The following is a 25,280-nucleotide window of genomic DNA, read 5'->3' as shown; positions in this document are numbered from 1 at the left end:
TTCCTCCAACTATTTTAAGTTTCCTGATGAACGGTAAATGCCCATCGTTTCACTTTGAGGACGAACAAGATTTCGACATTCCTCAAACGCATAATGTCTGCATCCGATGCATCGATCTCGTTGAATATGAGCGAAAGCGGCGTTCAATGCATCACCTGTATGTTCAAAAAAGCAGCCCTCACCAATTCTATCATACAAACCAGATTTTTTTAACATGTCTTGTGGTTGCGGCTGAATGCCAGAAATCAAAATGGTGCCCCCATGTTTTTGGAAGTGATCGACCATGCTTGCCAAGTTCGCTTCCCCTGTTTGATCAATATATGGAACTTTACTCATGCGTAAAATTAACACACGCGGTTGATGATGAATGGTGCTCATAATCGATTGTTCAAACATTTGAGCGACGCCGAAAAAAAGCGGCCCTTCGATCGTATAGATGCTAATTTGTGGACAATCACGTCCCTTCTCCACTATTTGTGAGCTGACTTTCATTCTCTTTTTTGTCGGGTCAGGAAGGACTTTTGCAACCGTAAAGATGTCACTCATTCGTTTCACAAATAAAATGATCGCTAAAATAAGCCCAACTTCAACCGCAATCGTTAAGTTTGTAAATATGGTTAAAAGAAAAGTAATCACAAGGACAATGGAATCTGTCGACTTCGTTTTGAGAACATGAACAAACTCTTTTCGTTCGCTCATATTCCAAGCAACGATCATTAAAATAGGAGCCATGCTTGCCAACGGAATGTGAGAAGCATATGGTGCAAATAACAATAAAGTAACCAAAACGACGAGCCCGTGAATGACACCGGATAGCGGCGATGTCGCACCGCTTTTGATATTGGTCGCCGTTCTAGCAATCGCCCCTGTCGCCGGAATCCCTCCAAAAAAAGGAGTCACGATATTGGCAATTCCTTGGCCGATTAATTCTCGATTGCTATGGTGTTTTGTCCCTGTCATTCCATCAGCCACAACAGCCGATAACAACGATTCAATGGCCCCTAACATCGCAATCACAAAAGCCGGACGCAACATCGCAACTACTTTTTCAAGCGTTACATTCGGAAATGAAAGATGTGGTAAATGATTCGGAATTTCCCCAAAAGTAGAGCCAATCGTTGCGACTTGTTCTGGAAATAACAGCATCGCTACTCCGCTTGACACAATTAAACTGAGCAATGGTCCAGGAATTTTAGGCACATATTTCGGAGTGATGATGATGGTCAACAGTCCAATGGTTGCGGTGATCACACTATATACGTTCAACGTATCTAAATGAAGGAATAACTCTCTCATATTTGAAAGGAAATCTTCATGTTTCTTAATGCCTTCTAATCCTAAAAAGTTGGCGATTTGTCCAGTAAAAATAATGACAGCAATTCCTGACGTAAAGCCAATTGTCACAGGTCTCGGTATAAATTTAATCAATGATCCGAGCCGAAACAATCCCATCAACACCAACATGATCCCAGATAAAAAACCAGCTATTAATAAATTTTCATAACCGTATGTTAAAACGATTCCCAATAAAATCGGAATAAATGCTCCCGTCGGTCCACCGATTTGATATTTAGACCCTCCGCATAAAGAGATGAGTATTCCTGCAACAATGGTCGTATAAATTCCGTATTCAGGCTTCGCTCCTGAAGCAATCGCAAATGCCATTCCAAGCGGCAAAGCAATCACTCCAACAATCAATCCAGCCAATAGATCTTTGCGAAAGTGAGCAATGGTATACCCTTTAAACCGCTCCAAGCACAAGGCCTCCTTTTTATCTATGTATATTTGAATTTTTGAATATGCACATATACAAACTATATAACATTATGAAGTTTTAGTGTCAAAGATTTTTTGATTGATTTTCAGCGCGAATAAGATTTGCCCAAACGTTTTTTTCTTCGATGTTTGAAAATGAAGTTTCTCTTTTCTCACTTTTGTGAAAATGACGGTTTGTTTGTTCATATGGTATAATAATAGGCATTCGAAGGAGATGGTGCTATGTTTAAATATCCCGGGGGACGAGTGTACGAAAAACGTGAACAAGTCGCAGCGGGCAAAGCAAATGCCACCTACGGAAACCGTGGCATGACGCTAGAGGCAGATTTGAATGAAACAAATGCCTACTATTTAGAGAGAGGCATTGCCGTCATTCATAAAAAGCCGACCCCTGTGCAAATCGTTCGCGTCGATTATCCGAAGCGAAGCGCAGCCGTCATTAAAGAAGCGTATTTTAAGCAACCGTCAACAACAGACTATAACGGCATTTATCGCGGCAAATACATCGATTTTGAAGCAAAAGAAACGAGAAATAAAACATCGTTTCCGTTACAAAATTTTCATGAACATCAAATTTACCATATGAAGCAAGTGCTTGCTCATGGGGCTATTTGCTTCGTCATTTTGCGGTTTACCACGCTGGACGAAGTGTATTTGCTGGATGCCCATCACCTTCTTGAATTTTGGGAGCGAAAAGAAAAAGGTGGTCGAAAATCGATTACGAAAACCGAAATTGAGCAGTATGGACATCTCATTCCACTTGGCTATCAACCACGAATCGATTATATTAAGGTAGTGGACAAACTATATTTCTAGAAAGATAGGAGGAACAGCATGTCCAACAACTATCGTTCGCGCACAGAGCGAAAACAAGCACAAAAAACGAAACAAAACCCACGAAAGCGAAGTGGTTCAATATTGAAAAAAATCGTACTTGCTATGCTTGTCCTTATGACGTTTGGCATGTTTTCAGGAGTCGTTGCTTTTGCGTGGATGATTAAAGACGCACCGCCGCTTGATGAAACGTTGTTGCGCGACCCGCTCGCCTCCATCGTTTACGATCAAAACGGTGAAAAAGTAACGGAGCTTGGACAACAAAAACGCATTTACGTTTCCTACAAAGATATTCCGAAAGTGCTGGAAGATGCGGTACTCGCCACTGAAGACGCTCGGTTTTATGAGCATCACGGCTTTGACATCATCCGCGTTTTCGGCGCCATTGTAGCGAATATTCGCGAAGGATTCGGCGCAGAAGGCGGAAGTACCATTACCCAACAAGTCGTCAAACTTTCGTTTTTAACGCCAGAAAAAACGTTAAAGCGAAAAGTGCAAGAATTGTGGTTAGCCATTCGCCTTGAACAAAAATATTCTAAACAAGAAATTCTAGAAATGTATTTAAACAAAATTTATTATTCAAGCCGTGCTTACGGTGTTGCCAAAGCAGCCGAAGTGTATTTTGGCAAAAAAGATTTATCGGAGTTGACGCTCCCAGAAGCAGCGCTTTTAGCGGGTATTCCGCAAAGCCCAAACAACTACAATCCGTTTAAGCACCCGGAAGCGGCGGAAAAACGTCGCAATACCGTTCTTTCGCTCATGGTTAAACATGGATTTATTTCAAAAGAAGAAGCGGAAAAAGCGAAAAAAGTTCCGATCCAATCGATGCTTGCGGAATACAAACAAGAAGACGAGATTCCGTATGACTCCTTCATTGATCGCGTCATTGAAGAAGTAACGGAAAAAACAGGATTGGACGTTTTTACTGCCGGATTAAAAATTTACACGACACTTGATCAAGATGCCCAATCATACGTCGATGAACTGCTAAACTCAGATGAAGTGATTCGCACAGACAAAGAAGATTTCCAAGCAGGTATTGCCCTTGTTGATACGAAAACAGGCGAAATTCGCGCGCTCGGCGGCGGTCGTAAACAAGACGGAGTTACATTCGGTTTTAACTATGCGACCGATGCGAAAAAACAACCTGGATCAACGATTAAACCAATTTTAGACTACGGCCCAGCGATCGAATATTTAAAATGGTCAACGTACCATCAATTAACAGACGAACCTTACCAATATTCTGATGGAACACCGATTAAAAACTGGGACGGCAGATACGAAGGACAAATGTCGATGCGCATGGCGCTTGCCCGTTCCCGTAACATTCCAGCCCTTAAGGCTCTTCAAGAAGTTGGTTTAGAGCGTGCAAAAGAATTTGCAAACCGACTCGGCATGGGCTTTGACGAAATTTATGAAGCATACGCGGTCGGAGGAGTAGGCACCGGCGTCTCCCCTCTCCAAATGGCAGGAGCGTACAGCGCATTCGGTAACGGCGGCATTTACATTGAGCCGCATGCGGTAACAAAAATCGTCTTCCCTGACGGCACAGAAATGGATGTACGTCCAAAGCCAAAAGCGGCAATGAAAGACTATACAGCCTTTATGATTACGGACATGTTAAAGACGGTCGTTCAATCAGGAACAGGAACGGCTGCGAACGTGCCGGGGCTTCACATCGCTGGAAAAACAGGAACGACAAACTATGATGAAAAAGATCGCAGAAGATATGGGCTATCAGAAGGTGCAGTGCCAGATAGTTGGTTTGTCGGTTATACGCCGAACTATACAGCAGCCGTATGGACAGGATTTAGCAAAAAGAGCAGCGAAGCGTATTTAACAAGAGCGGAACAACAATATGCAAAGCTGTTGTTCAAGAATATCATTTCGCACGTCGATGACGGCAGCGGCGGCGACTTTAAGAAACCAAAAAGTGTTGTTCAGCTTGCCGTTAAAAAAGGAACAAATCCGCCGCAATTAGCAAGTAAGTATACGCCAAAAGATGAAATTACGTATGAATATTTCGTTCGCGGCTACGAAGAACCGATAGAAGTTGCTGATGATGAACCTGAAACACTTGACCCTGTTACAGACTTACAAGCAAAATACGATCCGGCAACAAACACGATTTCGCTTGCTTGGTCGTATACGATCGACCCAGAAAACGATATTTCGTTTGAAGTGCGGCAAACAGTCGATGGCGGCAAGCCGGTCGTGATTGGCACGACGAAAGATTCGCAATTGACGGTCAACGCCGGAGACGGTTCAGTGTACTTGTTTGAAGTATACGCGGTCAGCGCAGACGGTACGCGCAGCGCTCCAGCAACAGCGCTCGTGCAAATTCCGAAAGAAGAACTGTCAACGCCCAGCGATGAAAAAACACAGCCAGGACAAGATGAAGAAACAGAAGAAACGGAACAGCCGGAGCAACCGGAAGAACCAGAAACATCAGAACAACCAGAAAATCCAGAGCAACCAACAGACCCATCGAATCCAAATCCGAGCGCGCCAACAAATCCGACAAATCCAACAAATCCGGCACCAAGCAATCCGACAAATCCAAGCCAAGGAAGCACAAACACAAACAACAACACCATTAACAATAGCAACAACCAACTGCAAAAACCAACACAAGGAGAAACAAATGAAAAAAGAGGCTGATCCATTCAGCCTCTTTTTATTTTGTTATTTTGCGTTTAGCGATCGTTTTGTAAACGAGTTTCGTTAATTCTTCAAACAGTTCATCAAGTTGAATAAATGAGTGATAAAGGTCAGGACGGGCAAAAATAAACGCAAGCCGATCGAGGCAGTTCAACGGTTGAAGGGGCAATGCTTTCACTTCTTTTTCCCATTCGCACACATTGCTCACTTTTCGTTCGTTCAGCCAAAAGAGCGCGCTAAGAAAATACGCTAAGCTGCGAATCATCGGCTCGCGCGCGGCTTTCCGATCTCGCTTGGCAAACAGCGACGCCAGCGTTTCTTTTTCGTCTTTCCAAAGCTCTAATAATGGCGGAAGCGATTGTTCCATGTTTGTCCACGGCTGTTCTTCTTCCGTTATATCGTAATAAAACGGAACGTGCTTCATCATGTTCGGAAATGGTTGAGCCGTTTCAACCGTAATTTCATCTTTTGAGAAAAATAACGGATGCATAAAAGAAGCTGGAATGCGCATTAAACCGCTCCTTTCATTCGTTTTTTTCCTTCTCGGCATAGATGAAGAAGCGGACAAACGTCGCATTTTGGCGCTTGCGCTTTACAATGATAGCGGCCAAAAAAAATGAGGCGATGATGGCTCACCGACCATTCTTCTTTTGGAATTTTCCGCATTAACGTCTCTTCGACTTCAAGAACCGAATCTTTCCAACGGCAAATGCCAAGCCGTTTGCTGACGCGCTCGACATGCGTATCAACCGCAATCGCAGGGACGCCGAATGCAACGGAAACGACAACGTTCGCCGTCTTCCGCCCGACTCCCGGCAATTTCATGAGTTCATCGCGATCGCGCGGCACTTCGCCGCCGTATTGTTCAATTAACATGCGGCACAAGTTTTGAATGTTTTTCGCTTTGTTGCGATATAATCCGATCGAGCGAATATCTTGCTGCAATTCTTCAAGCGGCACTGCGATATAGTCTTCAGGCGTTTTATATTTTTGAAATAGATTTTTCGTTACTTTATTGACTAATGCGTCGGTACACTGCGCTGACAACACAACGGCAATCAACAGCTCAAACGGATTGCGATGAACAAGCTCGCAATGCGCATTCGGAAACATTTTCGCCATTTCGTCTAAACAGTAGCGAATTTGCTGCTTCGTTAACATAACACCATCCTTTCTACGATTGCTCGAGCCAATTGTAAAATGGGACCGTTGGCTTATACGCTCCTTGTTCTTGCTTCATTGGCGGTTTGCGAAATTTTTTGCCATATTGCTGAGCTTGTTCGATCGTGCGAATTCCATTCTTTTTCCATTCAAATAAAATGCGGTCAATGTAGCGAAAATTGAGCTTTCCTGATAACACCGCTTCACGCAGCGCCGCTTTAATGATGAGCGGATCGTGTTCATCTTGATCGATCCACATCGCTAACGTTTCGCATTCCATCGGCGAAAGCGGACGGCCGAATTCCCGTTCAAAGAGCGTATATAGCTCTTCTTCTTGTTCGTTTTCCTCGCGCAACGGCTCTTTTAACAAATGGCGCACAATTTTTTCCCAAAGCGGCTCAAGCGAATAATGTTCGCTGCGAATCTGTTGTTCATCGATTCGTTCTTCAATCGCCACGAATCCTTTTTGTACAAGCTTGCGCAATTGCTGCATGCATGTTTCGGGGGAAAGCGTCATTCGCGCGGCAATTTGTTCTGGCGTTGGAAAGGTGATTCCGCTGTCAATAAAGGAGTGGATGTGCAAAAGCAACATAAATTCGGTTTCATTTAAACCGAGCTCTTTATAGTTCGTTAACAGCACGCGTGGAATCGCGATGCTTCCTTCACGAAACCATTGGATAATTTTATTTCGATCCATCTGCAAACACCTCAACGATGATTATACCACAAAATAAATCCCCCATGGTGCTGGGGGATTTGCTTTTACGGATATAAGCGATTTAATAAGCGCGGGAACGGAATCGTTTCACGAACGTGTTCGACGCCGCAAATCCAAGCGATTGTCCGCTCAAGGCCAAGACCAAATCCTGAATGCGGCACAGAGCCGTATTGGCGAAGTTCCAAATACCATTTATACGCATCGAGCGATAAGTTGTGTTCTTCTAACCGCTGTTTTAATAAATCGTAATCGTGAATGCGCTCCGAACCGCCGATAATTTCGCCGTATCCTTCCGGTGCGATTAAGTCAGCGCAAAGAACGACTTCTGGGCGGTTTGGATCTGGCTGCATGTAGAACGGCTTTAATGTCGTTGGATAATGGGTAATGAAGACAGGCTTATCAAAGCTTTCCGCTATCGCCGTTTCATGCGGCGCGCCGAAATCATCGCCCCACTCGATATCGTCAAAGCCTTTGTCATGAAGCAGCTGAATCGCTTCATCGTACGTAATGCGCGCAAACGGCGGCTTGACGTTTTCTAATTTCGTCGTATCGCGTCCGAGCGTCTTTAACTCAAGCTGGCAATTTTTTAAGACGGATTGAACGATGTATGATACATACTCCTCTTGCACTTTCAAGTTATCTTCAAACTCATAAAACGCCATTTCCGGCTCAACCATCCAAAACTCGATTAAATGGCGCCGTGTTTTTGACTTTTCAGCACGGAACGTCGGACCGAACGAAAATACTTTGCCAAGCGCCATTGCTGCTGCTTCCATGTAAAGCTGTCCGCTTTGCGAAAGGTAAGCATCTTCATCAAAATATTTTGTATGGAACAACTCTGTCGTTCCTTCTGGCGCACTTCCCGTTAAAATTGGAGGATCGACTTTCACGAAGCCGTTGTTGTTGAAAAATTCATACGTCGCGCGAATCACTTCGTTGCGAATTTTCATAATCGCGTGTTGACGTTTTGAACGAAGCCATAAATGACGATGATCCATTAAAAATTCCACGCCGTGCTCTTTCGGCGTAATCGGATAATCCACCGCTTCATGAATAAGCTGCAAGTTCGTTACCGAAAGTTCATAGCCAAACGGCGAACGCGCATCTTCGCGCACGATGCCTGTCACATATAATGAGCTTTCTTGCGTCATGCGTTTTGCTAGTTGAAACACATCCTCGCTCACTTGCGCTTTTTCAACGACCCCTTGAATAAAGCCCGTTCCATCGCGCAATTGCAAAAAGGCAATTTTTCCGCTTGAACGCTTGTTCGCCAACCAAGCGCCAATGGTCACTTCTTGTCCTACATAGTTACGTACTTCTGCAATCGTTGTTTTCACAAAAAGTCCCTCCAAAGACGTTCAAAAACTGTATGTACATCATCCATATTATACATTTCGACAAAAAAACGCAAGAACAAAAAGGCCAGCCTTGATCAGCCAGCCTTCTCCCTTATTTCGTTTTGGATTCCATAAACGCTTGAATGCGGTCGATCGCTTTTTGAAGCTGCTCTAACGATGTCGCATACGATAAGCGAACGTTATCCGGCGCGCCGAATCCAGAACCCGGCACGAGCGCAACTTTTGCTTCTTCTAGCAGCGCCTCAACAAAGGCATCCACGCTGTCATATCCCGCCATCAACGCGGCTTTTTTCGCGTTCGGGAACAAATAAAACGCTCCTTGCGGCTTGACGCACGAAAAGCCCGGAATTTGAATGAGGCGTTCGTAAATGATATTTAAGCGCTCTTCAAACGCTTGTCGCATGCGCTCAACCGGCTCTTGTGAACCGCTATAAGCCGCAATCGCAGCGTATTGCGCAATCGAAGTCGGGTTGGAGGTGCTGTGGCTTGCAAGGTCCGTCATCGCGCGAATGATTTCTTCATCGCCTGCCGCATACCCGATGCGCCATCCTGTCATCGAATGCGACTTCGATACGCCATTAATGATGATCGTTTGTTTTTTTAGCTCTGGCGAAAGCTGAGCGATCGAGATGTGCTCATGTCCGCCGTAAACGAGCTTTTCATAAATTTCATCAGAAACGATCAAAATGTTATGTTCTAGACATACATCGCCGAGCGCCTGCAGCTCTTCTTTCGTATAAATCATCCCGGTCGGATTGCTTGGCGAGTTAATGATCACCGCTTTTGTGCGCTCCGTGATCGCCGCTTTCAATTGCTCTGGCGTCATTTTAAATGAGTTTTCTTCCGCTGTTTCAACGTAAACAGGAACGCCGCCAGCGAGCTTCACTTGCTCCGGATAGCTGACCCAATACGGCGTCGGGATGATCACTTCGTCCCCTTCATCTAAAATCACTTGGAAGAGAGTGTAAAGCGCATGTTTCGCTCCAACGCAAACGATGATTTCCGATGGTTTGTAGTCGAGCTTTTGATCGTTTTGAAACTTTTTAATAATTTCCGCTTTTAATGCCGGCAAACCGCCTGAAGGGGTGTATTTCGTATGCCCTTCATGCATCGCGCGCACAGCCGCTTCCATAATGTGCTCTGGCGTATTAAAATCAGGTTCACCTGCTCCAAGGCCGATTACATCGTGCCCAGCCGCTTTTAATTCTTTCGCTTTCGCTGTGATCGCTAACGTGCTGGACGGTGTCAATGATGCTACGCGTTTCGCTAATTTCATAAAATCCTTTCCCCCTTTATGGTGTAAAACTGTATCTTTTGATAAAAGCGCCATCTTCAAACCGGACATAGTAAAAAGAATAGCGGTCTTGCTCATCAATATATGTAATCTCCCAAAGCGGAATCCCTTTTTCCATTCCTAATTTCGCCGAAATGACTTTTTTAGGGGAATATTCCGTTTTTAAAATCGCAAGCGCCTCCTTTTCCGAAATGCCGGCTGATAGCGGTTTTACTTCAATATCGTCCCCTTTTTCCGGGACCCATACGACCATTTTTTCATGTTCTTCATTTTCCCCAATGACGACCACATACGTTTCATTGCCGCGATACGTATCAACATCAATAATGGTCGTTAAGTCTCCTTCCTCTTTTGCGCGCTCAATCGCTTTCTGTTCGCTCTCTTCCTTTGATGAGATCGCCGCATGATACGCATCGGCAAACAGCCAAACCGTCCAGCCAAGCAAAAGAAGCAACCATATTGCCCACTTTTTCACAGGAATCCCTTCTTATGTGCGATAAATGGTAAATACCGCTTTTTCTTTGTCTTCGTCATCGAGCGCCAAACCAAACATTAAATCTTTTTCTTTCAGCGTTCGATTTAAGCAATCCACAATTTTGTACAAATCAGCTGAATTCTGAACTTTCACTGTTGCCAATACTTCAATTTTGCTTTCCACGTTCATATCCTCCATGTGCACAAATTTTGTTACTTATATGGTCAACATGTCAAGGAAACAATACAGATACAACACAATTGTGTTGTAAACATCTTCATTTTAGCAACGGTTTCCTACATTGGTCAATTTCATTTAAAAAAATTCCTACCGTACACACCATGGGCCATTTTTGGCCCTTTTTTTACAACGTTATTACTTCGTAATGATCGAGATCGCACTTCACGACAACCGACCCAACACGTTCGGTTTGATAAATATCGATCCATGATTCATATAAGCGCTCTAATAACCGTTGATTTGGCACGTGATCGCGCTTTTTAAAAAAGATGGTCACTTGCGGATCGACATGTTTTAAAAATGCGGTGCTCGGGCGATCGTATAAGCCGAAATGAGCGATTTTTAAAATGTTCACATCGTTCAACGGCAACGCAAGCAGCCGTTTTTCGACCTCCTCGCTCGCATGTCCCATATAAAGAAGCCGAAGATCGCCATATTGGAGCGAAAATGTCAGATCGTCTCCTTCTGTGCACAACACTTCCGCACGCAAATGGGGAAAAATCTCGTGCACCTCTCCTTCTTTCCACACTTCACAATTATATGGAAGGGCCATTTTCAAACGGCAAACGATCAGCTTTTCAGGGGCAAATGTGTCGATGACCCAATCGAGATTCGCAACATATTCTTTTTCATCGTTTGTGACGATGACTTCATCGATTTCCGTCACATGAAATTGATCTAACCATTTTTTTAATTGTCGCTCCGTTCCAATTCCGCCTGTATTAATAAGCACGTTTTTGCCGCTCGCGTGCTTTAAAAGCGTTGCCTCTCCATTCGCAAGCGGCAAAAACACAATCGCCATTTCTTCCCCTTCAAGCATTAAATCAATTTTCCGCACCGCCCCTTCCGTCACGGGCGGATCGACCAACCCGTACAGCGCGAGACAAAACAGCAATAACCATCTCATTCAGTTCCACTCCTACGACCAATCTATCTATTATCTTTCACTCATTGACTAAAAATTATAGCCATTGATCGAGGCGTGGCAAAAGTTGATCAAGCGGTTCTTCATATACGCGAATCGGCGGAAGCGATTGTAAAAAATATTTTCCATATGAAGCGGTCATCATGCGTCGATCAAATACAAACATGACACCGCGATCGCTTTTTGTTCGAATCAAGCGGCCAAATCCTTGTTTAAACCGCAAAACCGCTTGCGGCAGCGCTAAATCGTAAAACGGATTGCCTCCTTTCGCGCGAATATGTTCGCTTTTCGCTTCAATGACAGGGTCATCTGGCGGTGCGAACGGAAGACGAACGATCACAAGGCAAGATAAGTCGTCGCCAGGAATGTCAATCCCTTCCCAAAAGCTGCTTGTACCGAATAAAATCGCCTGCTCAAATTGTTGGAAGTTTCGCGTCAGCTTCGCCGCGTTGCCGCCGCTTACTCCTTGAGCCATTAAAACGAACGCTTCGTCATCGTTTAATTGTTTCGCAAACGAATGCGTCAATTTTAAAAGCTCGTAGGAAGTAAACAAGACGAGCATCCGCCCCTTCGTATGGTATGCGATTTGCAGCAGCTGCCGCGCAACCGCTTCAGCGTATTCTTCAAGCGAAGCAACTGTTAACGACGGCAAATCGCTCGGAACCATCAAAAGCGCCTGTTCTTCGTAACGAAACGGCGACGGAATAATGTGCGCCATCGGATAAAAATCTTCTAAGCCGAGCCGCGAAATGATGTATGCAAACGAACCGTTCATCGTCAACGTCGCAGATGTTAAAATGACGCTTTTTTTCCGCGCGAACAGTTGATCAGCAAAAAACGCCGCCAAATCAATCGGCTGTGCGTACAACGTCACCGCGTTCACCGCTCCTTTTGGCTCGACTTCCATCCAGCGCACAACGGCATCGTCATCGCTTAACAGCAAATGCCGAAGCGTCGTAAACGTCGACACAAACGCATGAAAAGGGGCAGCATCCTCTTCATCGATTCGTTCAATCATCGTCTCTAAACGACGCACATCGCTTGCAAGCCGCATCGTCAATTCAACAAGCGCATTCCATTCGCGCCCATACTCTTTAAACGGGGTAAAGCGGTAACGTACGCGCGTCGCACTTTGTTGACGATGCAATGCGTAGCTGCGAATCATCCGGAATAACTCGCTCAGTTCATATTCCAAATCGGCAAGCAACGACCGCATTTCGGTCATGTGCCATTTCGCTGCGATTTCATTCATTCGCGTCCACAATAACCGAACATACGCATAATCGACTTGCTGACCGAAAAAGTGTGCCGCCACTTCTTCGAGATGATGCGCTTCATCAATTACGAGTTCGCTGTAAGGAGGAAGCGCCTGTTCATCCGCCGTTAAATCATGAAGCAAAAAGGCGTGATTCGTAATGATCAAATCGGCCGTTTGTGCTTTTTGTTTCGCGCGCATAAAAAAATCGTTTGGATCGATGGACGCTCCTTCACTTTGCACTTCTTCCCAAAACAATTTTCCTCCCGCTGTTAAATTAAGCTCATCCACATCCCCTGTTTCCGTTTCGGTTAGCCAAACGAGCAATTGGCATTTCGTAAAGGCGACGTCATAATTTTCATCCATTTCATGAAGCGTGCGCGCAAATTTCCGCAAGCTCAAATAATTGCGCCGTCCCTTCAGCACCGCTGCCGTAAAAGAAAACGGAACGATGCGCGCAAGCAGGGGAAGATCGCGCTCCAGCAACTGCTTTTGCAGTTGAAGCGTATGAGTGCTTATCACAAGCGGGCGTTTTTGCTTTTTTGCAAAGAAAACAGCAGGCAGCAAATACGCAAGCGACTTTCCAATCCCTGTTCCCGCTTCGATCAGCGCATGTTGACACGTATGCAATGCACGATCGACATGTTCCATCATTTCCCACTGTCCATCGCGATGCTCATAGTGGGCAAACGGAAACGCTTTTTGATCAGCAAAAAATTGCGAAAAAGTCGGAAGCGGCTCCGTCAGCGTTTGTCTGCTCGGCTTTTCCTGCTTTTTTAACGCGAGCCCTTCGTATTCATCAAAACGGTCATCCCTCTCAAGCGACCGTTCTTTTTTTGCGATCGCTTCATCCAACAGCGCAAGCAAATCGCTTTTTAATGCTTTTGCGTGAACGCGCAATTGCTGCAACGTCACAAGCGGCAACGAAGCAAGTTTATCGAGCAAATGCAACAATAGTTCCGCCGTCACTTCGGCATCGGAATCGGCTTGATGGGGCCGTTCGTGCTCAACGGAAAGGAGAGAAGCTAAATCCGTTAATTTATAGCTTGCTTCAGTCGGCATTAACATGCGCGCTAACTCAACGGTGTCAATCATCGGGCAAGAAGGAACGTCCATTCCGATTCGGGAAAACTCCTCCTGCAAAAATGACCAATCAAAGTGAACATTATGGGCGACGAAATAAGCGCCATTTAACTGTTTGAAAAGGATCGGAGCGATTTCGTCAAAGCTCGGTGCTCCTGAAAGCATCGTTTCATCAATTCCTGTAAGCTGTTGAATAAACGGAGGAATGTCGCGCTCTGGATTAATAAAACTCGAAAAGCGCTTCACAATTTTTTTGCGCTCAATGACGACAAACCCAATTTGAATGATGCGATCTCCTTTTTTTGGCGTATTTCCTGTCGTTTCAAGGTCGACAACGACAAAACGTCCGTTCATGCTTTCACCTCACAAACAAAAAGAGGCGGCTCCGCCTTCGTTTATAAAACGGTGGCCGCCGGCTCTTGGACGATTAGTTGCTGAATGCGATTGTTTTCATCCATAATCGCGATTTTTGGACGGTGCGATGCAATTTTTTCCTCTGGTACTAACGCATAAGAAATGACAATAATAATATCGCCTTTTTGAACGAGACGAGCCGCTGCTCCGTTTAAGCAGAACACACCGCTGCCACGTTCGCCAGGAATAATATATGTTTCAAACCGTGCGCCGTTATTGTTGTTGACGACTTGCACTTTTTCGTTTGCGACCATGCCGACCGCATCTAAAATATCTTCGTCAATCGTAATGCTGCCGACATAGTCTAAGTTCGCCTCTGTCACGCGCGCACGATGAATTTTTGCGTTCATTAATGTGCGAAACATGTTTCTTCCCTCCGTTTCTACTTTACGTTCATTACGATATTATCAATTAGGCGTGCATTTGTAAATCGGACAGCAATGGCAATAATGATGTTGCCAGCCAATTTGTCTAACGGTTTTAAGTCAGGATAAGAGTAAATATCCACATAATCAATCGTCCCGCTCGTTTTTGTTGAAATTTCGGTGATAATCGCTTGGCGGATCGTTTCAACGTTTCGCTCGCCTTTTTCAATAAGCGCTTTTGCTTTTTGCAAGCTCGCATATAAAACGGGCGCTTCCTTTCGCTCTTGCTCGCTTAAATAAACGTTGCGCGAACTTTTTGCTAAGCCATCCGCCTCGCGAACGGTCGGAACAGCGATCAGTTCAATCGGAAAATGAAAGTCGCGAATAAGCCCGTCAATGACGGCTACTTGTTGCGCATCTTTCATGCCGAAATACGCGCGATGCGGCATGACGATATTGAACAGTTTCGTTACGACGGTAGCGACGCCGTCAAAATGTCCCGGGCGCGATTTTCCGCACAGCACATCCACGCGTTCTTTCACCGTAACGATCACCGACGGCTCGTGCGGATACATTTCTTTTACATCCGGATAAAAAAGCACATCGACGCCCGCTTCTTTAGCGATTTTCTCATCGCGGGCAAAGTCGCGCGGATAGCGATCAAAATCTTCGTTCGGCCCAAATTGAAGCGGATTGACAAAAATGCTTAAAACGACAATGTCGTTTGCTTTTCGCGCTTCTTGCAACAAAGCGACATGTCCTTCATGCAAGTACCCCATCGTCGGCACGAATCCGATCGTTTTTCCGTTTTGACGATATTCTATCATTCGTTTTTGCATTTCTTCAATGGTGCGAATCGTAATCAATTGCTTTTCCCTCCATATAACGCAAGCCACGCTTCTTCTTTCATCGTAAACGACTGCTGATCAGTCGGAAATTGGCGCGTTTTTACTTCAGCCACATATTCAGCAAGCGCCTGTTGCATCGTCGTTTGAACGTTTGCATACTGCTTAACAAATTTCGGAACACGTTCGACGCCGTAGCCAAGCACATCGTGATACACGAGCACTTGCCCGTCTGTGCCCACTCCGGCACCGATGCCGATCGTCGGAATTGAAAGCTCTTTTGTAATCGCCTCGCCGAGCTGCTTTGGCACGCATTCAAGCACAAGCGCAATCGCTCCTGCTTGTTCGCACGCTTTCGCATCTTGCATTAATCGGCGCGCGCTTTCCGCATCTTTTCCTTGCACTTTATATCCGCCTAATACACCAACCGATTGCGGCGTTAACCCGAGATGAGCAACAACAGGCACGCCCGATTCTGTCAATGCCGCAATCACTTCAAGGACGCTTCCTGCGCCTTCCACTTTTACGGCATTGGCTCCCGATTGCTGCATGATTGCTTTTGCGTTTTTAAGCGCTTCTTCGCGCGAATAATACGACATAAATGGCATATCGGTGACGATGAACGTATTCGGCGCTCCGCGGCGCACCGCTTTCGTATGATGAATCATATCATCGACGGTAACCGGAATCGTTGAATCGTACCCTAAAACGACCATGCCGAGCGAATCGCCAACTAAAATCATGTCGACACCGACCGCTTCGGCCAATTTGGCTGATGGATAATCGTATGCCGTCAGCATCACAATCGGTTCATTCGTTTTTTTCATGTTTAAAAAATCGATTTTTGTTTTCACTTTTTTACCTCCTCTCAATTTCAGAGGCAATGGACAAAAAAATCCCTCTTTCTGCCTAAGCGAGAAAGAAGGATTGTGCTTTCTTTCATCCATCCCTCTGTCCCCGTCCGCATTCGGATCAAGGCAGAACATTTTCATTTTCATTTTAATTTTGATTTGAATATATGAAACAATGGTGCAGTTCTAACAAAGATACTGCCCAGTTTCAATCGGTTTCATTTTAACAAATTTTTCTCAATTTTCCTACTACTTTTTGATTTCAATATCAGCGGAATAAATGTAGTGAATGTCTCCATCCTTCGTGCGCAATTTCAACGTTCCTGTATCGGTGATGCCGAGCGCGACGCCGCTTACCGTTCCCGATAACGTTCGGGCAACGACTTCTTTTCCAATCGTCACCGCATATCCTTCCCATAACAATTTAATCGGTGAAAAACCGTGTTGTAAATATTGATCGTACAACGTTTCGAATTTAGACAAAATCATTTGAACGAGCTGCGCGCGATTGACAGGCTTGCCGGCTTCCAGGGCAAGCGACGTGGCGGTGGAAGCAAGTTCAGAAGGAAAATGTTCGCGCGTTTGGTTGACGTTAATGCCGATGCCGACGATTACCGCGTGCACTTGATCCGGATCCGCCTGCAATTCGGTCAAAATGCCGACCGCTTTTTTTCCGTTCAATAAAATATCGTTTGGCCATTTAATATCAGGAACAAGCCCCGTTACTTCCTGAATTCCTTGAGAGACGGCGACCGCAGCCAAAAGCGTTAACTGAGGCGCTTGTTGCGGCGGAATGGCTGGACGTAAAATGAGACTCATCCAAATGCCGGTTCCTTTTGGCGAATGCCACGAACGATCCAATCGTCCCCGTCCAGCCGTTTGTTCTTCGGCAATGACAAGCGTCCCTTCCTCTGCTCCGTCGTGAGCTAATTTATGAGCAATTTTTTGCGTAGAGGGTACGCTTTCTTCATAATAGACGTTCCAACCGAGCCGCTTCGTTTTTAGGCCGAGCTGAATTTCGTTTCCTGTCACTTTATCGGGTGCACTTTTTAAGCGATAGCCAAGTCGGCGCACCGCTTCGACTTCAAAGCCTTCTTGGCGCAAATCTTCGATATGTTTCCAAACCGCGGTGCGCGAACAGCCGAGCTGATCGCTAATTTTTTGTCCAGAAATAAATTCCCCGTTCGCTTCCGCAAATAGCTTTAACAATTTTTTTCTTGTTTCTGATTGCACGCAAGCAGCCACTCCTTTATCGCTTCCTTCTCATTCTTAACCTCTCCGTGCAGCACGGCGCGTTCGATCGTTTCTAGCGTTTCGGCGATCCACCGTCCTCGCTCGCGGCCAAACCACGCCATCACATCATTGCCATTGACCGCCAATTGCTTTCGCTCTTGAATCGGCAATGCGGCCAAACGTGCCGCAAGTTCGTCTGTCGCTGCACTTTCATCCTTCAACGTTGCGCGAACTGTTTCAATAAGCGGCATATACTTTTGCCCATAACGATAAAGGCGATCGATCGTCCAGTCATCTTTCTCCCGAATCTCTGTGAGCCCTTGTAAGCAAACGGAAACATCGCGAATGACATGGTTCGGCAGTTTCCACTTTCGCAAAAACGAATGTGGATCAACGTCAAGCAAGTAAACAAACAGCGCCCACGCTTCAATGCGGTCATGAAGACGCCGCCATTGATATGCAGACATTTTCGCTAACGGTTCTTTCTTTTCGGAAAGCCCCGGCAAATACAAAAAGAGATTCGTTTCAATCAACAGCGGAAACGCTTGATGCACAAAAGGACCGCATAGCATTTTCTCAAATTCAACCGTGATGCGCTCAATGGCAATTTTCTCAAGCAAATGTCCGTGTTGCTCAATCGCCTGTTTCGTATCAACCGCAAGCGAGAATCCAAGCTGGCTGACAAAGCGAAGAGCGCGCATCATTCGAAGCGCATCTTCACTAAAACGTTCAGCCGCTGCTCCAACCGTTTCAATGAGCTGCTTTTCAAGCGCTGCTTTTCCGCCAAACGGGTCGATCAGCTCGCCCCGTTCATTCATTGCGATGGCATTCATCGTAAAATCGCGCCGCTTTAAATCTTCTTCAAGCGAACGAACGAACGTCACTTCTGCCGGACGGCGATAATCTTCATAACGGCCTTCCGTCCGAAACGTCGTCACTTCATACGATGTCCCCTTATAAATGACCATGACCGTGCCATGTTCGATGCCGACGGGAACGGTTTTTGGGAAAAGAGAGATAACCTCTTGCGGCAGCGCGGATGTCGCAATGTCGACATCCCCGATTGGCCGATCAAGCAAAAAGTCGCGCACCGCTCCCCCGACAAAATACGCTTCATGCCCATGACGTTTGAGTGTTTCGATGATCGGTAACGCTTGACGAAATTTCTCGTTCATCGTTTCTCCCCTTTAACGAGTTGAAAATAAATTTGTTCATATTGTGCCACAATTTGCTCCGAATAAAATTTTTCATAAACAGAAGCAAGCGCTTGTTTTCCCATCGTTTGCCGCAGTTTTTCATCTTTCAGCAACAAGAGCGTTTTTTCAGCCGCTTCCTCCACATCGCCAAGACGGCATAAAAAGCCGGTTTTTCCATCTTCAATCACTTCCGGAATGCCGCCGATGTTCGTTCCAACACACGGAACTTCACACGCCATCGCTTCAAGCAATACGAGGCCGAAGCTTTCTTTTTCCGACAACAACAACTTTACATCGCTAATGGAATAAAGGTCGGCTAAGTTTTCTTGTTTTCCTAAAAAACGAACGTGCTCAGCCAGACCAAGCTCGTTCACTAAACGACAAACGACCGTCATTTCTGGTCCATCGCCGACGAGCAACAGCTTGGCTGGCACTTCTTTGACGATCAGGGAAAAGGCGCGAACGAGATCCGGAACACGCTTCACTTTGCGAAAGTTAGAAACATGAATGAGCACTTTTTCGTGAGGTGCGATGCCGTATTCACGGCGCAGCTCATCGTTTTCTCCTTTTTTATATACTCGTTCATCCACGAAATTGTATACCGTTTGAATCGGTTTTTGCACATCAAGCAGTTCATACGTTTGCAAAACGAGCGCATTCGACACCGCCGTGACAGCATCCGATTGCTCGATGCCAAACTTAATCATATCGCTCAATGACGGATCGTAACCGAGCACCGTAATGTCCGTTCCGTGAAGCGTCGTTACAATTTTTAAATGCTCACCGACCATTTGTTTCGCTAAGAAAGCACAAAGCGCATGCGGAACAGCGTAATGAGCGTGAATGAGATCTAGCTTCTCCCGCTTCGCTACTTCGGCAATTTTGCTTGCGAGCGCTAAATCATATGGCGGATATTGAAAAACAGAATATTGGTTCACGCTCACTTCATGATAATAAATATTGCCATATACTTTGTTTAAACGAAACGGGATGCTGGATGAAATAAAATGAATTTCATGCCCGCGTTCGGCAAGCAATTTTCCTAATTCGGTGGCAACGACACCCGAGCCACCCACCGACGGATAACAAACAATGCCGATTTTCAGCTTCATCTTTCTTCACCTAACAAATCATTTTCAAGCAGCAATGGCTTTGTTGCAATAAACCCTTCAGCAAAAGCAACGCCCACTTCCTTGCCAAAAAGGCGCTCGCGGCTTTCGACCGTCTCGATATATCCGTTCGTTAACGGCGTTTCAACAGAGCCTTCCGCGCGCTGAAACTGGCTTTCGTATGCGCGCAAGCTCGCTAATTTTTGCTCGATCGTCTCGCTAATATCGACAACAAAACTCGGACGGTGAAATCCGTTAATCATGTAAAAATAAAGAGCATCAACGCGATGGGCAGGAAGATGTTGTTCATCTTCATAGCGCCGAATCGCCGCCGAAAATACCGCCTCTTCCACCAATTTCGCACAATGGCCATGATCGGGATGACGATCGACCCAATACGGAGCGAAAACGAGTTTAGGGCGGTATGTGCGAATGACGGTGACAAGCTGGCGAATATATTCTTCCTTCCGTTCAAGACCGCGATCCGGAAAGCGAAGTTGAAGGCGCGTATGCACCTGTAAAATATCCGCCGCTCTTTTCGCTTCCTTTTGGCGCGTTTCGACCGTTCCGTTTGAAGACAGTTCAGCTAATGTTAGATCACAAATGCCAATTTTATATCCTTTTTTCGCGTATTTGGCGATCGTTCCTCCCATGCCGATTTCGACATCATCCGGATGGGCGCCAAACGCTAACATATGCAGCCGTTCCATGTCCTTCACCCTCGCTCGACGACGTTGCGCCATGCAAAATCGCCGCGCTCCAATCCGCGAATGAGCACTTCCGCTGTTCCCATATTCGTCGCAAGCGGGATCGCGTACACATCGCAAAGGCGAATGAGCGCGCTCACATCAGGCTCGTGCGGCTGCGCGGTGAGCGGATCGCGGAAAAAGATGACCATGTCCATATCGTTTTGGGCAATCATCGCCCCGATTTGTTGATCGCCGCCGTATGGTCCTGAACGGAAGCGATGGACAGGGAGTTCCGTCGCTTCTTGAATGCGCAAGCCGGTTGTCCCTGTCGCATATAGTTCATGCTGCGCGAGAATATGTCGGTACGCAATCGCAAATTGAACCATATCCGCCTTTTTCTTGTCATGAGCAATTAACGCAATTTTCATCTCCCGTCCCTCGCTATTCAATTAAATTTTCCAATCCGTACACAAGCGTCTGTAAATGCATCACCGTTTCGACAGAAAATTTAACCCCCGACATAAACGATGCGCGATTGAATGAATCGTGACGAATCGTTAAGGTCTGACCATCGCCGCCGAAAATGACTTCTTGATGGGCGACCAAACCTGGAAGACGCACGCTATGAATACGCATGCCATCATAAGCAGCGCCGCGCGCATGCGGAAGCGTTTCTTTTTCATCTGGATGCCCCTGCGCTTTTGCCGGACGCACCGCTTGAATTAATTCTGCTGTCTTTAATGCCGTGCCGGAAGGGGCATCGAGTTTTTGGTCGTGATGCAGTTCAATAATTTCAACATCGTGAAAATATTTCGCTGCCATTTGGGCAAATTTCATCATCAAAACCGCACCGATGGCGAAGTTTGGCGCAATGATCGCCCCGATTTGTTTTTCTTCGGCTAGCGCCGTCAAACGGGCGATATCTTCGTTTGTAAATCCCGTCGTTCCAACAACTGGACGAACGCCGTAACGAAGCGCTGTTTCCGCGTGAATTTTACCGACTTCCGGCGTCGTTAAATCAATGAGCACATCCGCTTCCACTTGCTGAAGGCAACGTTCCAAATCCGTAAAAATCGGCACAGATAGCGGCGGAAATCCTTCCAGATCCGCCAATGTTTTCCCTTCATTTATTCGGTCAACGACCGCTACTAGCTCAAAATGTTCGGTCTTATGTACAAGCGATACCGCTTCGCGCCCCATTCGGCCGCGCGGTCCAGCGATAATAATGCGAATCATGACTCCTGCTCCTTTCTCGTCCAACGATCGCGATCGCGTGTGCGAAACTTATTCATGACGCGATCATGCGCTTCTTGCAAATCAATATGTAACGAATTAGCAAAACAAATAAGAACAAACAACATATCTCCAAGTTCTTCTTCAATCGTTTTTTCTTGTTCTGTTTTCTTCTTCGGCTTCTCGCCGTAATAATGGTTCACTTCGCGCGCCAACTCGCCAAGTTCCTCCGTCAAGCGCGCAAGCATCGCCAGCGGGCTGAAATACCCTTCTTTAAACTGGCCGATGTATTCATCGACCTCCCGCTGCATCTCTTTCATCGTTTTTTCTGCCATCGTTTTCACCTCTTCATGTTCATGTTAGCTAAAAGTGCCTCATTTGACAAATGTTTTTCACACGCATTGCTTACATTTAGCAGTTCCTCTATAATTAAAACGCAGTCATTCAAAGGAGGTGGAGTTCGAGTGTTTGGATTACGTCTTAAAAACATTCTCTTCATTTTACTCGGAGCTTCTATTTTTGCGTTCGGCCTTGTTCATTTCAACATGGAAAATAAATTAGCGGAAGGCGGCTTTACAGGGATCACCCTTCTTTTATATTTTATCTTTGGCATTGATCCATCCATTTCAAACTTAGCGTTGAACATTCCGCTCTTTTTTATTGGTTGGAAACTGCTTGGACGGACGACGTTTTTATATACGATCATCGGTACGGTCGGCTTATCTTTGTTTCTTTGGATTTTCCAACGCTACGGTTTTGACATTCCGCTCAATAACGATTTAACGCTCGCTGCGTTATTTGCCGGCGTGTTTATCGGTGTCGGCCTCGGAATTATTTTTCGTTATGGCGGTACAACGGGCGGCGTCGATATCATCGCTCGTCTCGTTTACAAATATAAAGGCATTAGCATGGGAAAAACGATGTTCGTCTTTGACACGTTTGTCATCCTGTTTTCGCTATTGACATATTTGCCATATCGCGAAGGAATGTATACGCTCGTTGCAGTCTTTGTCGCAGCGCGCGTTATCGATTTCCTCCAAGATGGAGCGTATGCAGCCAAAGGAGCGACGATCATTTCCGAAAAAAGCGATCTCATTTCAGAGAAAATTATGACCGAAATGGAACGCGGCGTCACGATTTTAAAAGGAATCGGCTCGTATACGAAACGCGAACGCGATGTGCTTTATTGTGTCGTTGCTAAAAACGAATTGGCACGCTTAAAGTCCATCATTACGTCAATCGATCCACATGCATTTGTCGCCATTAGCGATGTGCATGACGTTCACGGCGAAGGCTTCACATTAGATGAAAATAAACAGCCCATTAGTGAATAAAGGGTACTTCGGATGTGAAGTACCCTCAATCTTCTCCTTGAACGATTCGCTTTTCTTTTTCACCGCGATATTTGCGCCAGCCAACATATGTGAGCGTCAATACAATCATCCCGCCGATCGATGTCATCACCCACCAAAGCGATGGCACGGCGGCTTCTTTTTTTCCGTCGGCAAAGAGCGCCTCTAAATCTTCTTCCATTTGTTGAAGCTCTTTTGGTGCACCCTCTAAAATAGTTGTTATTTATCAATTCATATCATGCCATATCAATACACCATTCTCCAAAAAAATTTTATTTGGTTTGTCATGTTTTGATACTTCTAATAAATTATTTTCGCTTAAAACATTACCAAACGGATTGTTCTCAATGGACAGAATTTTTAAAGTACAAGCAAAGTATTCATCGTAATCCTCATCTTCTAATTCCAGCCCATTGTCTGTTTCATAAATGGTGTCTAATAAACCTTTAATTCGTAATCCACCTTTCCACTCTATTATCAGTTTTGTTCCATTGGGATAGTGATTTAACACCTTGATAAATTTATCCATATTTAAATTTACCCATACCCTTGCCAACCATCCCTAGTTTTGCCAATCATATTCATTGTAGCCTCTTTTAATTCTTTATGACTTCGCTCATCTATACGCGGAGTGCTGGACCAATTCCCGCTAAGGCTGGCTACCACTGGACAAATCGAACGCTGTCAAAAAGGTCGTCCCATTGCTTTTTGAACGAACGGATCGTGTTGGTAATCAGCGCTTTTATTTACCACTTGGCTGTATACCGTTTGAAGGGCTGGCATGATTTTATCGTAGCGGAGAACATGTTTCGTTTGCGAGACCAATTTGGAAACATCCGCTGCTGTTCCCACCGCTTTCGTTCCTTTGATCCTCGCTTTGTCGGCGATTCCCACCCCTTTGACAGGAGGAATAAAAAAAAGCCAATAACATTCCTCCCGCAAGCAGGCGGTCCCATCCTGAAATCCGTTCTTCAGTCACTGGATCATATTCTCCAAACCATCGCTGCTAGTCATACCAACCAAGGAGCTTCAGAAAGAATTTTGTCATGTTGTCGGCAAGTATTTAGTCTGCCTAGCACATTGCCGCAGCTGTTCGATACAACAGTTCTTCCGCTTCATTCATCTTTTCTTCATTGCGGTGGAGCCAATGAAGAAGTTCGTCTTTGAGCTCATGGATAGCGGCAGAGCCGATTCCGAGAATCTCCATCACTAGAGAGGAGAGTCCCTAGAAAAGTGAGATCCGCGCACTTTGACAGACATCCTCTGCATTGGGAACATGCTTTGCTACTGTTTCCAGCTCTTCCGGCTTGACTCGAATCGCAGTCATTGCAACTCCTCTACTTTCGCTAAGTTAAGGTGGTTTCCCTTCTTATTTCGTAAAAAGGAGCGTCTGTGCAGTGTAAATATGTAGATTGATGTACAGTTTCAGAGAATGAACCGAAATAATTTGAAAAAGGATACCCGAAATAATATGCTAATTTACACTGCTCCCTTCAGATCCGCATTGACACGGACAACCCGATGACAGGCACGCATCTCATTAAAATTTATCTCGTCCATCTTTTATTTGTTCCGTCTCCAGTTCAGCAAAAACAATCAGTCTTTGTTTATTTGAGTATTTTGGATGACACGTAACTAACGTAACCATTGACTTATTCTTAATTGGATAAATTACATCAATTTCTGTAGGCTTTACAATCTTCTTATTAAAGACCTTATAGGTCAGTACTTTGTTTTGTACATAAATGATGATATGATCATCTTTCTGCAATTCATCTAGTCGATTAAAAAACTTCCCATAAGTGTGGGAACGATGACCAGCGATAACAAAATTTTGATTCTTCTTCCCTAAATTATAAATAGAGCTTGAAGCAGGTAAATGTCCTACCGCATATTTTATATCTTCAGGTCGTGCTCCTTCCTTAATAGGAGTTTCTAAATTAATTTTTGGGATTTTTAGAATTCCAATCACTTGTCCTTCTTTTATTGGCTTTTCTGGTTCATTAGAAGGTTGTTCTGTAAAAGACAACGAAGTGTATTCTTCTACTAATTTCTTTTGTTCATAAAATGTTTTCACCTTTGTAAACACAATAAATAGCAACAAAAAAACCCCGATAACAATGAACACACTACCTAACTTTTTCACGGTTATAACACCTTCCTTAAAAAAAAGGAGGGTGGCCAGCCCTCCATACAAAAATTTCTACCAA

General features: G+C 45.2%; 25 protein-coding genes and 2 pseudogenes. 3 read left to right on the top strand and 24 right to left on the bottom strand.

Annotated elements, in window-relative coordinates; genetic code table 11:
• Nucleotides 1-9: 9 nt before the first annotated feature.
• The gene (locus tag EDD69_RS01120) at nucleotides 10-1,755 is read right to left on the bottom strand and encodes a SulP family inorganic anion transporter (RefSeq protein WP_132947126.1); all 1,746 of its coding nucleotides are present in this window, start codon (nucleotides 1,753-1,755) and stop codon (nucleotides 10-12) included.
• 243 nt (nucleotides 1,756-1,998) lie between these two features.
• On the opposite strand from EDD69_RS01120, the gene recU reads away from it, so the two are divergent.
• Entirely contained in the window at nucleotides 1,999-2,592 is a 594-nt protein-coding gene (recU, locus tag EDD69_RS01115) for a Holliday junction resolvase RecU (RefSeq protein WP_132947125.1), read from the top strand.
• 18 nt (nucleotides 2,593-2,610) lie between these two features.
• A complete protein-coding gene (locus tag EDD69_RS01110) occupies nucleotides 2,611-5,274 on the top strand; it encodes a transglycosylase domain-containing protein (protein WP_132947124.1) in 2,664 nt (887 codons plus the stop codon).
• Nucleotides 5,275-5,290: 16 nt separating this feature from the next.
• Here the strand turns inward: EDD69_RS01110 and EDD69_RS01105 are convergent, their stop codons facing one another.
• The 19 genes from EDD69_RS01105 to EDD69_RS01015 all read right to left on the bottom strand — a co-directional run bounded on the left by EDD69_RS01105 (nucleotide 5,291) and on the right by EDD69_RS01015 (nucleotide 22,053).
• Nucleotides 5,291-5,785 carry a YpoC family protein gene (locus EDD69_RS01105; protein WP_132947123.1) on the bottom strand — a complete coding sequence of 165 codons (495 nt, stop codon included), beginning with the start codon at nucleotides 5,783-5,785 and terminating at the stop codon, nucleotides 5,291-5,293.
• A complete protein-coding gene (nth, locus tag EDD69_RS01100) occupies nucleotides 5,785-6,435 on the bottom strand; it encodes an endonuclease III (protein WP_132947122.1) in 651 nt (216 codons plus the stop codon). Before nth ends, EDD69_RS01105 begins: the two co-directional genes overlap by 1 nt.
• Nucleotides 6,436-6,448: 13 nt before the next feature.
• Nucleotides 6,449-7,132, bottom strand: coding sequence for a DnaD domain-containing protein (locus EDD69_RS01095; protein WP_132947121.1), 684 nt, complete (start codon nucleotides 7,130-7,132; stop codon nucleotides 6,449-6,451).
• Nucleotides 7,133-7,197: 65 nt separating this feature from the next.
• Nucleotides 7,198-8,490 (bottom strand): asparagine--tRNA ligase, encoded by a 1,293-nt coding sequence (asnS, locus tag EDD69_RS01090; RefSeq protein WP_132947120.1) that lies wholly within the window; start codon nucleotides 8,488-8,490, stop codon nucleotides 7,198-7,200.
• 112 nt (nucleotides 8,491-8,602) lie between these two features.
• On the bottom strand, nucleotides 8,603-9,787 hold the full coding sequence (locus EDD69_RS01085; RefSeq protein WP_132947119.1) for a pyridoxal phosphate-dependent aminotransferase: 1,185 nt from the start codon (nucleotides 9,785-9,787) through the stop codon (nucleotides 8,603-8,605).
• A 16-nt stretch (nucleotides 9,788-9,803) separates the two neighbouring features.
• Nucleotides 9,804-10,280 (bottom strand): cell wall elongation regulator TseB-like domain-containing protein, encoded by a 477-nt coding sequence (locus tag EDD69_RS01080; RefSeq protein WP_243643003.1) that lies wholly within the window; start codon nucleotides 10,278-10,280, stop codon nucleotides 9,804-9,806.
• Between the two features lie 12 nt (nucleotides 10,281-10,292).
• Nucleotides 10,293-10,463, bottom strand: coding sequence for a YpmA family protein (locus EDD69_RS01075; protein WP_132947117.1), 171 nt, complete (start codon nucleotides 10,461-10,463; stop codon nucleotides 10,293-10,295).
• Between the two features lie 181 nt (nucleotides 10,464-10,644).
• Nucleotides 10,645-11,427: a ComEC/Rec2 family competence protein gene (locus EDD69_RS01070; RefSeq protein WP_132947116.1), complete on the bottom strand. Its 783-nt coding sequence runs from the start codon at nucleotides 11,425-11,427 to the stop codon at nucleotides 10,645-10,647.
• Nucleotides 11,428-11,482: 55 nt separating this feature from the next.
• The gene (dinG, locus tag EDD69_RS01065) at nucleotides 11,483-14,137 is read right to left on the bottom strand and encodes an ATP-dependent DNA helicase DinG (RefSeq protein WP_132947115.1); all 2,655 of its coding nucleotides are present in this window, start codon (nucleotides 14,135-14,137) and stop codon (nucleotides 11,483-11,485) included.
• A gap of 41 nt (nucleotides 14,138-14,178) precedes the next feature.
• Nucleotides 14,179-14,562 carry an aspartate 1-decarboxylase gene (gene panD, locus EDD69_RS01060; RefSeq protein ID WP_132947114.1) on the bottom strand — a complete coding sequence of 128 codons (384 nt, stop codon included), beginning with the start codon at nucleotides 14,560-14,562 and terminating at the stop codon, nucleotides 14,179-14,181.
• Between the two features lie 17 nt (nucleotides 14,563-14,579).
• Nucleotides 14,580-15,428, bottom strand: a complete 849-nt coding sequence (panC, locus tag EDD69_RS01055; RefSeq protein ID WP_132947113.1) for a pantoate--beta-alanine ligase — start codon at nucleotides 15,426-15,428, stop codon at nucleotides 14,580-14,582.
• On the bottom strand, nucleotides 15,425-16,261 hold the full coding sequence (panB, locus tag EDD69_RS01050; protein WP_132947112.1) for a 3-methyl-2-oxobutanoate hydroxymethyltransferase: 837 nt from the start codon (nucleotides 16,259-16,261) through the stop codon (nucleotides 15,425-15,427). Before panB ends, panC begins: the two co-directional genes overlap by 4 nt.
• Before the next feature lie 246 nt (nucleotides 16,262-16,507).
• Nucleotides 16,508-17,491, bottom strand: coding sequence for a biotin--[acetyl-CoA-carboxylase] ligase (locus EDD69_RS01045; protein WP_207893230.1), 984 nt, complete (start codon nucleotides 17,489-17,491; stop codon nucleotides 16,508-16,510).
• Complete coding sequence (locus EDD69_RS01040) at nucleotides 17,461-18,666, bottom strand: CCA tRNA nucleotidyltransferase (protein ID WP_132947110.1); 1,206 nt, start codon at nucleotides 18,664-18,666, stop codon at nucleotides 17,461-17,463. The genes EDD69_RS01045 and EDD69_RS01040 overlap by 31 nt, the downstream gene beginning before the upstream one ends.
• Nucleotides 18,663-19,799: an N-acetyl-alpha-D-glucosaminyl L-malate synthase BshA gene (gene bshA / locus EDD69_RS01035; protein ID WP_132947109.1), complete on the bottom strand. Its 1,137-nt coding sequence runs from the start codon at nucleotides 19,797-19,799 to the stop codon at nucleotides 18,663-18,665. The genes EDD69_RS01040 and bshA overlap by 4 nt, the downstream gene beginning before the upstream one ends.
• A complete protein-coding gene (gene bshB1, locus EDD69_RS01030; RefSeq protein ID WP_132947108.1) occupies nucleotides 19,796-20,506 on the bottom strand; it encodes a bacillithiol biosynthesis deacetylase BshB1 in 711 nt (236 codons plus the stop codon). Before bshB1 ends, bshA begins: the two co-directional genes overlap by 4 nt.
• Before the next feature lie 5 nt (nucleotides 20,507-20,511).
• A complete protein-coding gene (locus EDD69_RS01025) occupies nucleotides 20,512-20,913 on the bottom strand; it encodes a methylglyoxal synthase (protein ID WP_132947107.1) in 402 nt (133 codons plus the stop codon).
• 13 nt (nucleotides 20,914-20,926) lie between these two features.
• Nucleotides 20,927-21,721 carry a 4-hydroxy-tetrahydrodipicolinate reductase gene (dapB, locus tag EDD69_RS01020; RefSeq protein WP_132947106.1) on the bottom strand — a complete coding sequence of 265 codons (795 nt, stop codon included), beginning with the start codon at nucleotides 21,719-21,721 and terminating at the stop codon, nucleotides 20,927-20,929.
• Nucleotides 21,718-22,053 carry a nucleotide pyrophosphohydrolase gene (locus EDD69_RS01015; protein WP_132947105.1) on the bottom strand — a complete coding sequence of 112 codons (336 nt, stop codon included), beginning with the start codon at nucleotides 22,051-22,053 and terminating at the stop codon, nucleotides 21,718-21,720. The genes dapB and EDD69_RS01015 overlap by 4 nt, the downstream gene beginning before the upstream one ends.
• 129 nt (nucleotides 22,054-22,182) lie before the next feature.
• Here EDD69_RS01015 and EDD69_RS01010 point away from each other — a divergent pair, with 129 nt between their 5' ends.
• Nucleotides 22,183-23,052, top strand: a complete 870-nt coding sequence (locus tag EDD69_RS01010; protein WP_132947104.1) for a YitT family protein — start codon at nucleotides 22,183-22,185, stop codon at nucleotides 23,050-23,052.
• 25 nt (nucleotides 23,053-23,077) lie between these two features.
• Here the strand turns inward: EDD69_RS01010 and EDD69_RS01005 are convergent.
• From EDD69_RS01005 to EDD69_RS00990, 4 genes and pseudogenes are all read right to left on the bottom strand, one after another.
• Nucleotides 23,078-23,266 (bottom strand): annotated as a pseudogene (locus EDD69_RS01005) (sporulation protein YpjB); the annotation flags it as partial.
• A gap of 30 nt (nucleotides 23,267-23,296) precedes the next feature.
• On the bottom strand, nucleotides 23,297-23,599 hold the full coding sequence (locus EDD69_RS01000; protein ID WP_132947103.1) for a hypothetical protein: 303 nt from the start codon (nucleotides 23,597-23,599) through the stop codon (nucleotides 23,297-23,299).
• 133 nt (nucleotides 23,600-23,732) lie between these two features.
• Nucleotides 23,733-24,397, bottom strand: a pseudogene (locus tag EDD69_RS00995) (pre-toxin TG domain-containing protein); the annotation flags it as partial.
• A gap of 213 nt (nucleotides 24,398-24,610) precedes the next feature.
• A complete protein-coding gene (locus tag EDD69_RS00990) occupies nucleotides 24,611-25,216 on the bottom strand; it encodes a class D sortase (RefSeq protein WP_165871694.1) in 606 nt (201 codons plus the stop codon).
• Nucleotides 25,217-25,280 lie beyond the last annotated feature (64 nt).

The organism is Thermolongibacillus altinsuensis (genome assembly GCF_004341205.1).
In the GTDB taxonomy this organism is placed as follows: Bacteria; Bacillota; Bacilli; order Bacillales; family Anoxybacillaceae; genus Thermolongibacillus; species Thermolongibacillus altinsuensis.
The sequence above is the reverse complement of the archived record's forward strand: the minus strand, read 5'-3'. Positions and strand labels throughout refer to the sequence as shown.

Coding starts and splice junctions, on each gene's coding strand:
- recU (WP_132947125.1), top strand. CDS start 1,999: ATGTTTAAATATCCCGGGGGACGAGTGTACGAAAAACGTGAACAAGTC.
- EDD69_RS01110 (WP_132947124.1), top strand. CDS start 2,611: ATGTCCAACAACTATCGTTCGCGCACAGAGCGAAAACAAGCACAAAAA.
- EDD69_RS01105 (WP_132947123.1), bottom strand. CDS start 5,785: ATGCGCATTCCAGCTTCTTTTATGCATCCGTTATTTTTCTCAAAAGAT.
- nth (WP_132947122.1), bottom strand. CDS start 6,435: ATGTTAACGAAGCAGCAAATTCGCTACTGTTTAGACGAAATGGCGAAA.
- EDD69_RS01095 (WP_132947121.1), bottom strand. CDS start 7,132: ATGGATCGAAATAAAATTATCCAATGGTTTCGTGAAGGAAGCATCGCG.
- EDD69_RS01085 (WP_132947119.1), bottom strand. CDS start 9,787: ATGAAATTAGCGAAACGCGTAGCATCATTGACACCGTCCAGCACGTTA.
- EDD69_RS01070 (WP_132947116.1), bottom strand. CDS start 11,427: ATGAGATGGTTATTGCTGTTTTGTCTCGCGCTGTACGGGTTGGTCGAT.
- dinG (WP_132947115.1), bottom strand. CDS start 14,137: ATGAACGGACGTTTTGTCGTTGTCGACCTTGAAACGACAGGAAATACG.
- panD (WP_132947114.1), bottom strand. CDS start 14,562: ATGTTTCGCACATTAATGAACGCAAAAATTCATCGTGCGCGCGTGACA.
- EDD69_RS01040 (WP_132947110.1), bottom strand. CDS start 18,666: ATGAACGAGAAATTTCGTCAAGCGTTACCGATCATCGAAACACTCAAA.
- bshA (WP_132947109.1), bottom strand. CDS start 19,799: ATGAAGCTGAAAATCGGCATTGTTTGTTATCCGTCGGTGGGTGGCTCG.
- bshB1 (WP_132947108.1), bottom strand. CDS start 20,506: ATGGAACGGCTGCATATGTTAGCGTTTGGCGCCCATCCGGATGATGTC.
- EDD69_RS01025 (WP_132947107.1), bottom strand. CDS start 20,913: ATGAAAATTGCGTTAATTGCTCATGACAAGAAAAAGGCGGATATGGTT.
- dapB (WP_132947106.1), bottom strand. CDS start 21,721: ATGATTCGCATTATTATCGCTGGACCGCGCGGCCGAATGGGGCGCGAA.
- EDD69_RS01015 (WP_132947105.1), bottom strand. CDS start 22,053: ATGGCAGAAAAAACGATGAAAGAGATGCAGCGGGAGGTCGATGAATAC.
- EDD69_RS01000 (WP_132947103.1), bottom strand. CDS start 23,599: ATGGATAAATTTATCAAGGTGTTAAATCACTATCCCAATGGAACAAAA.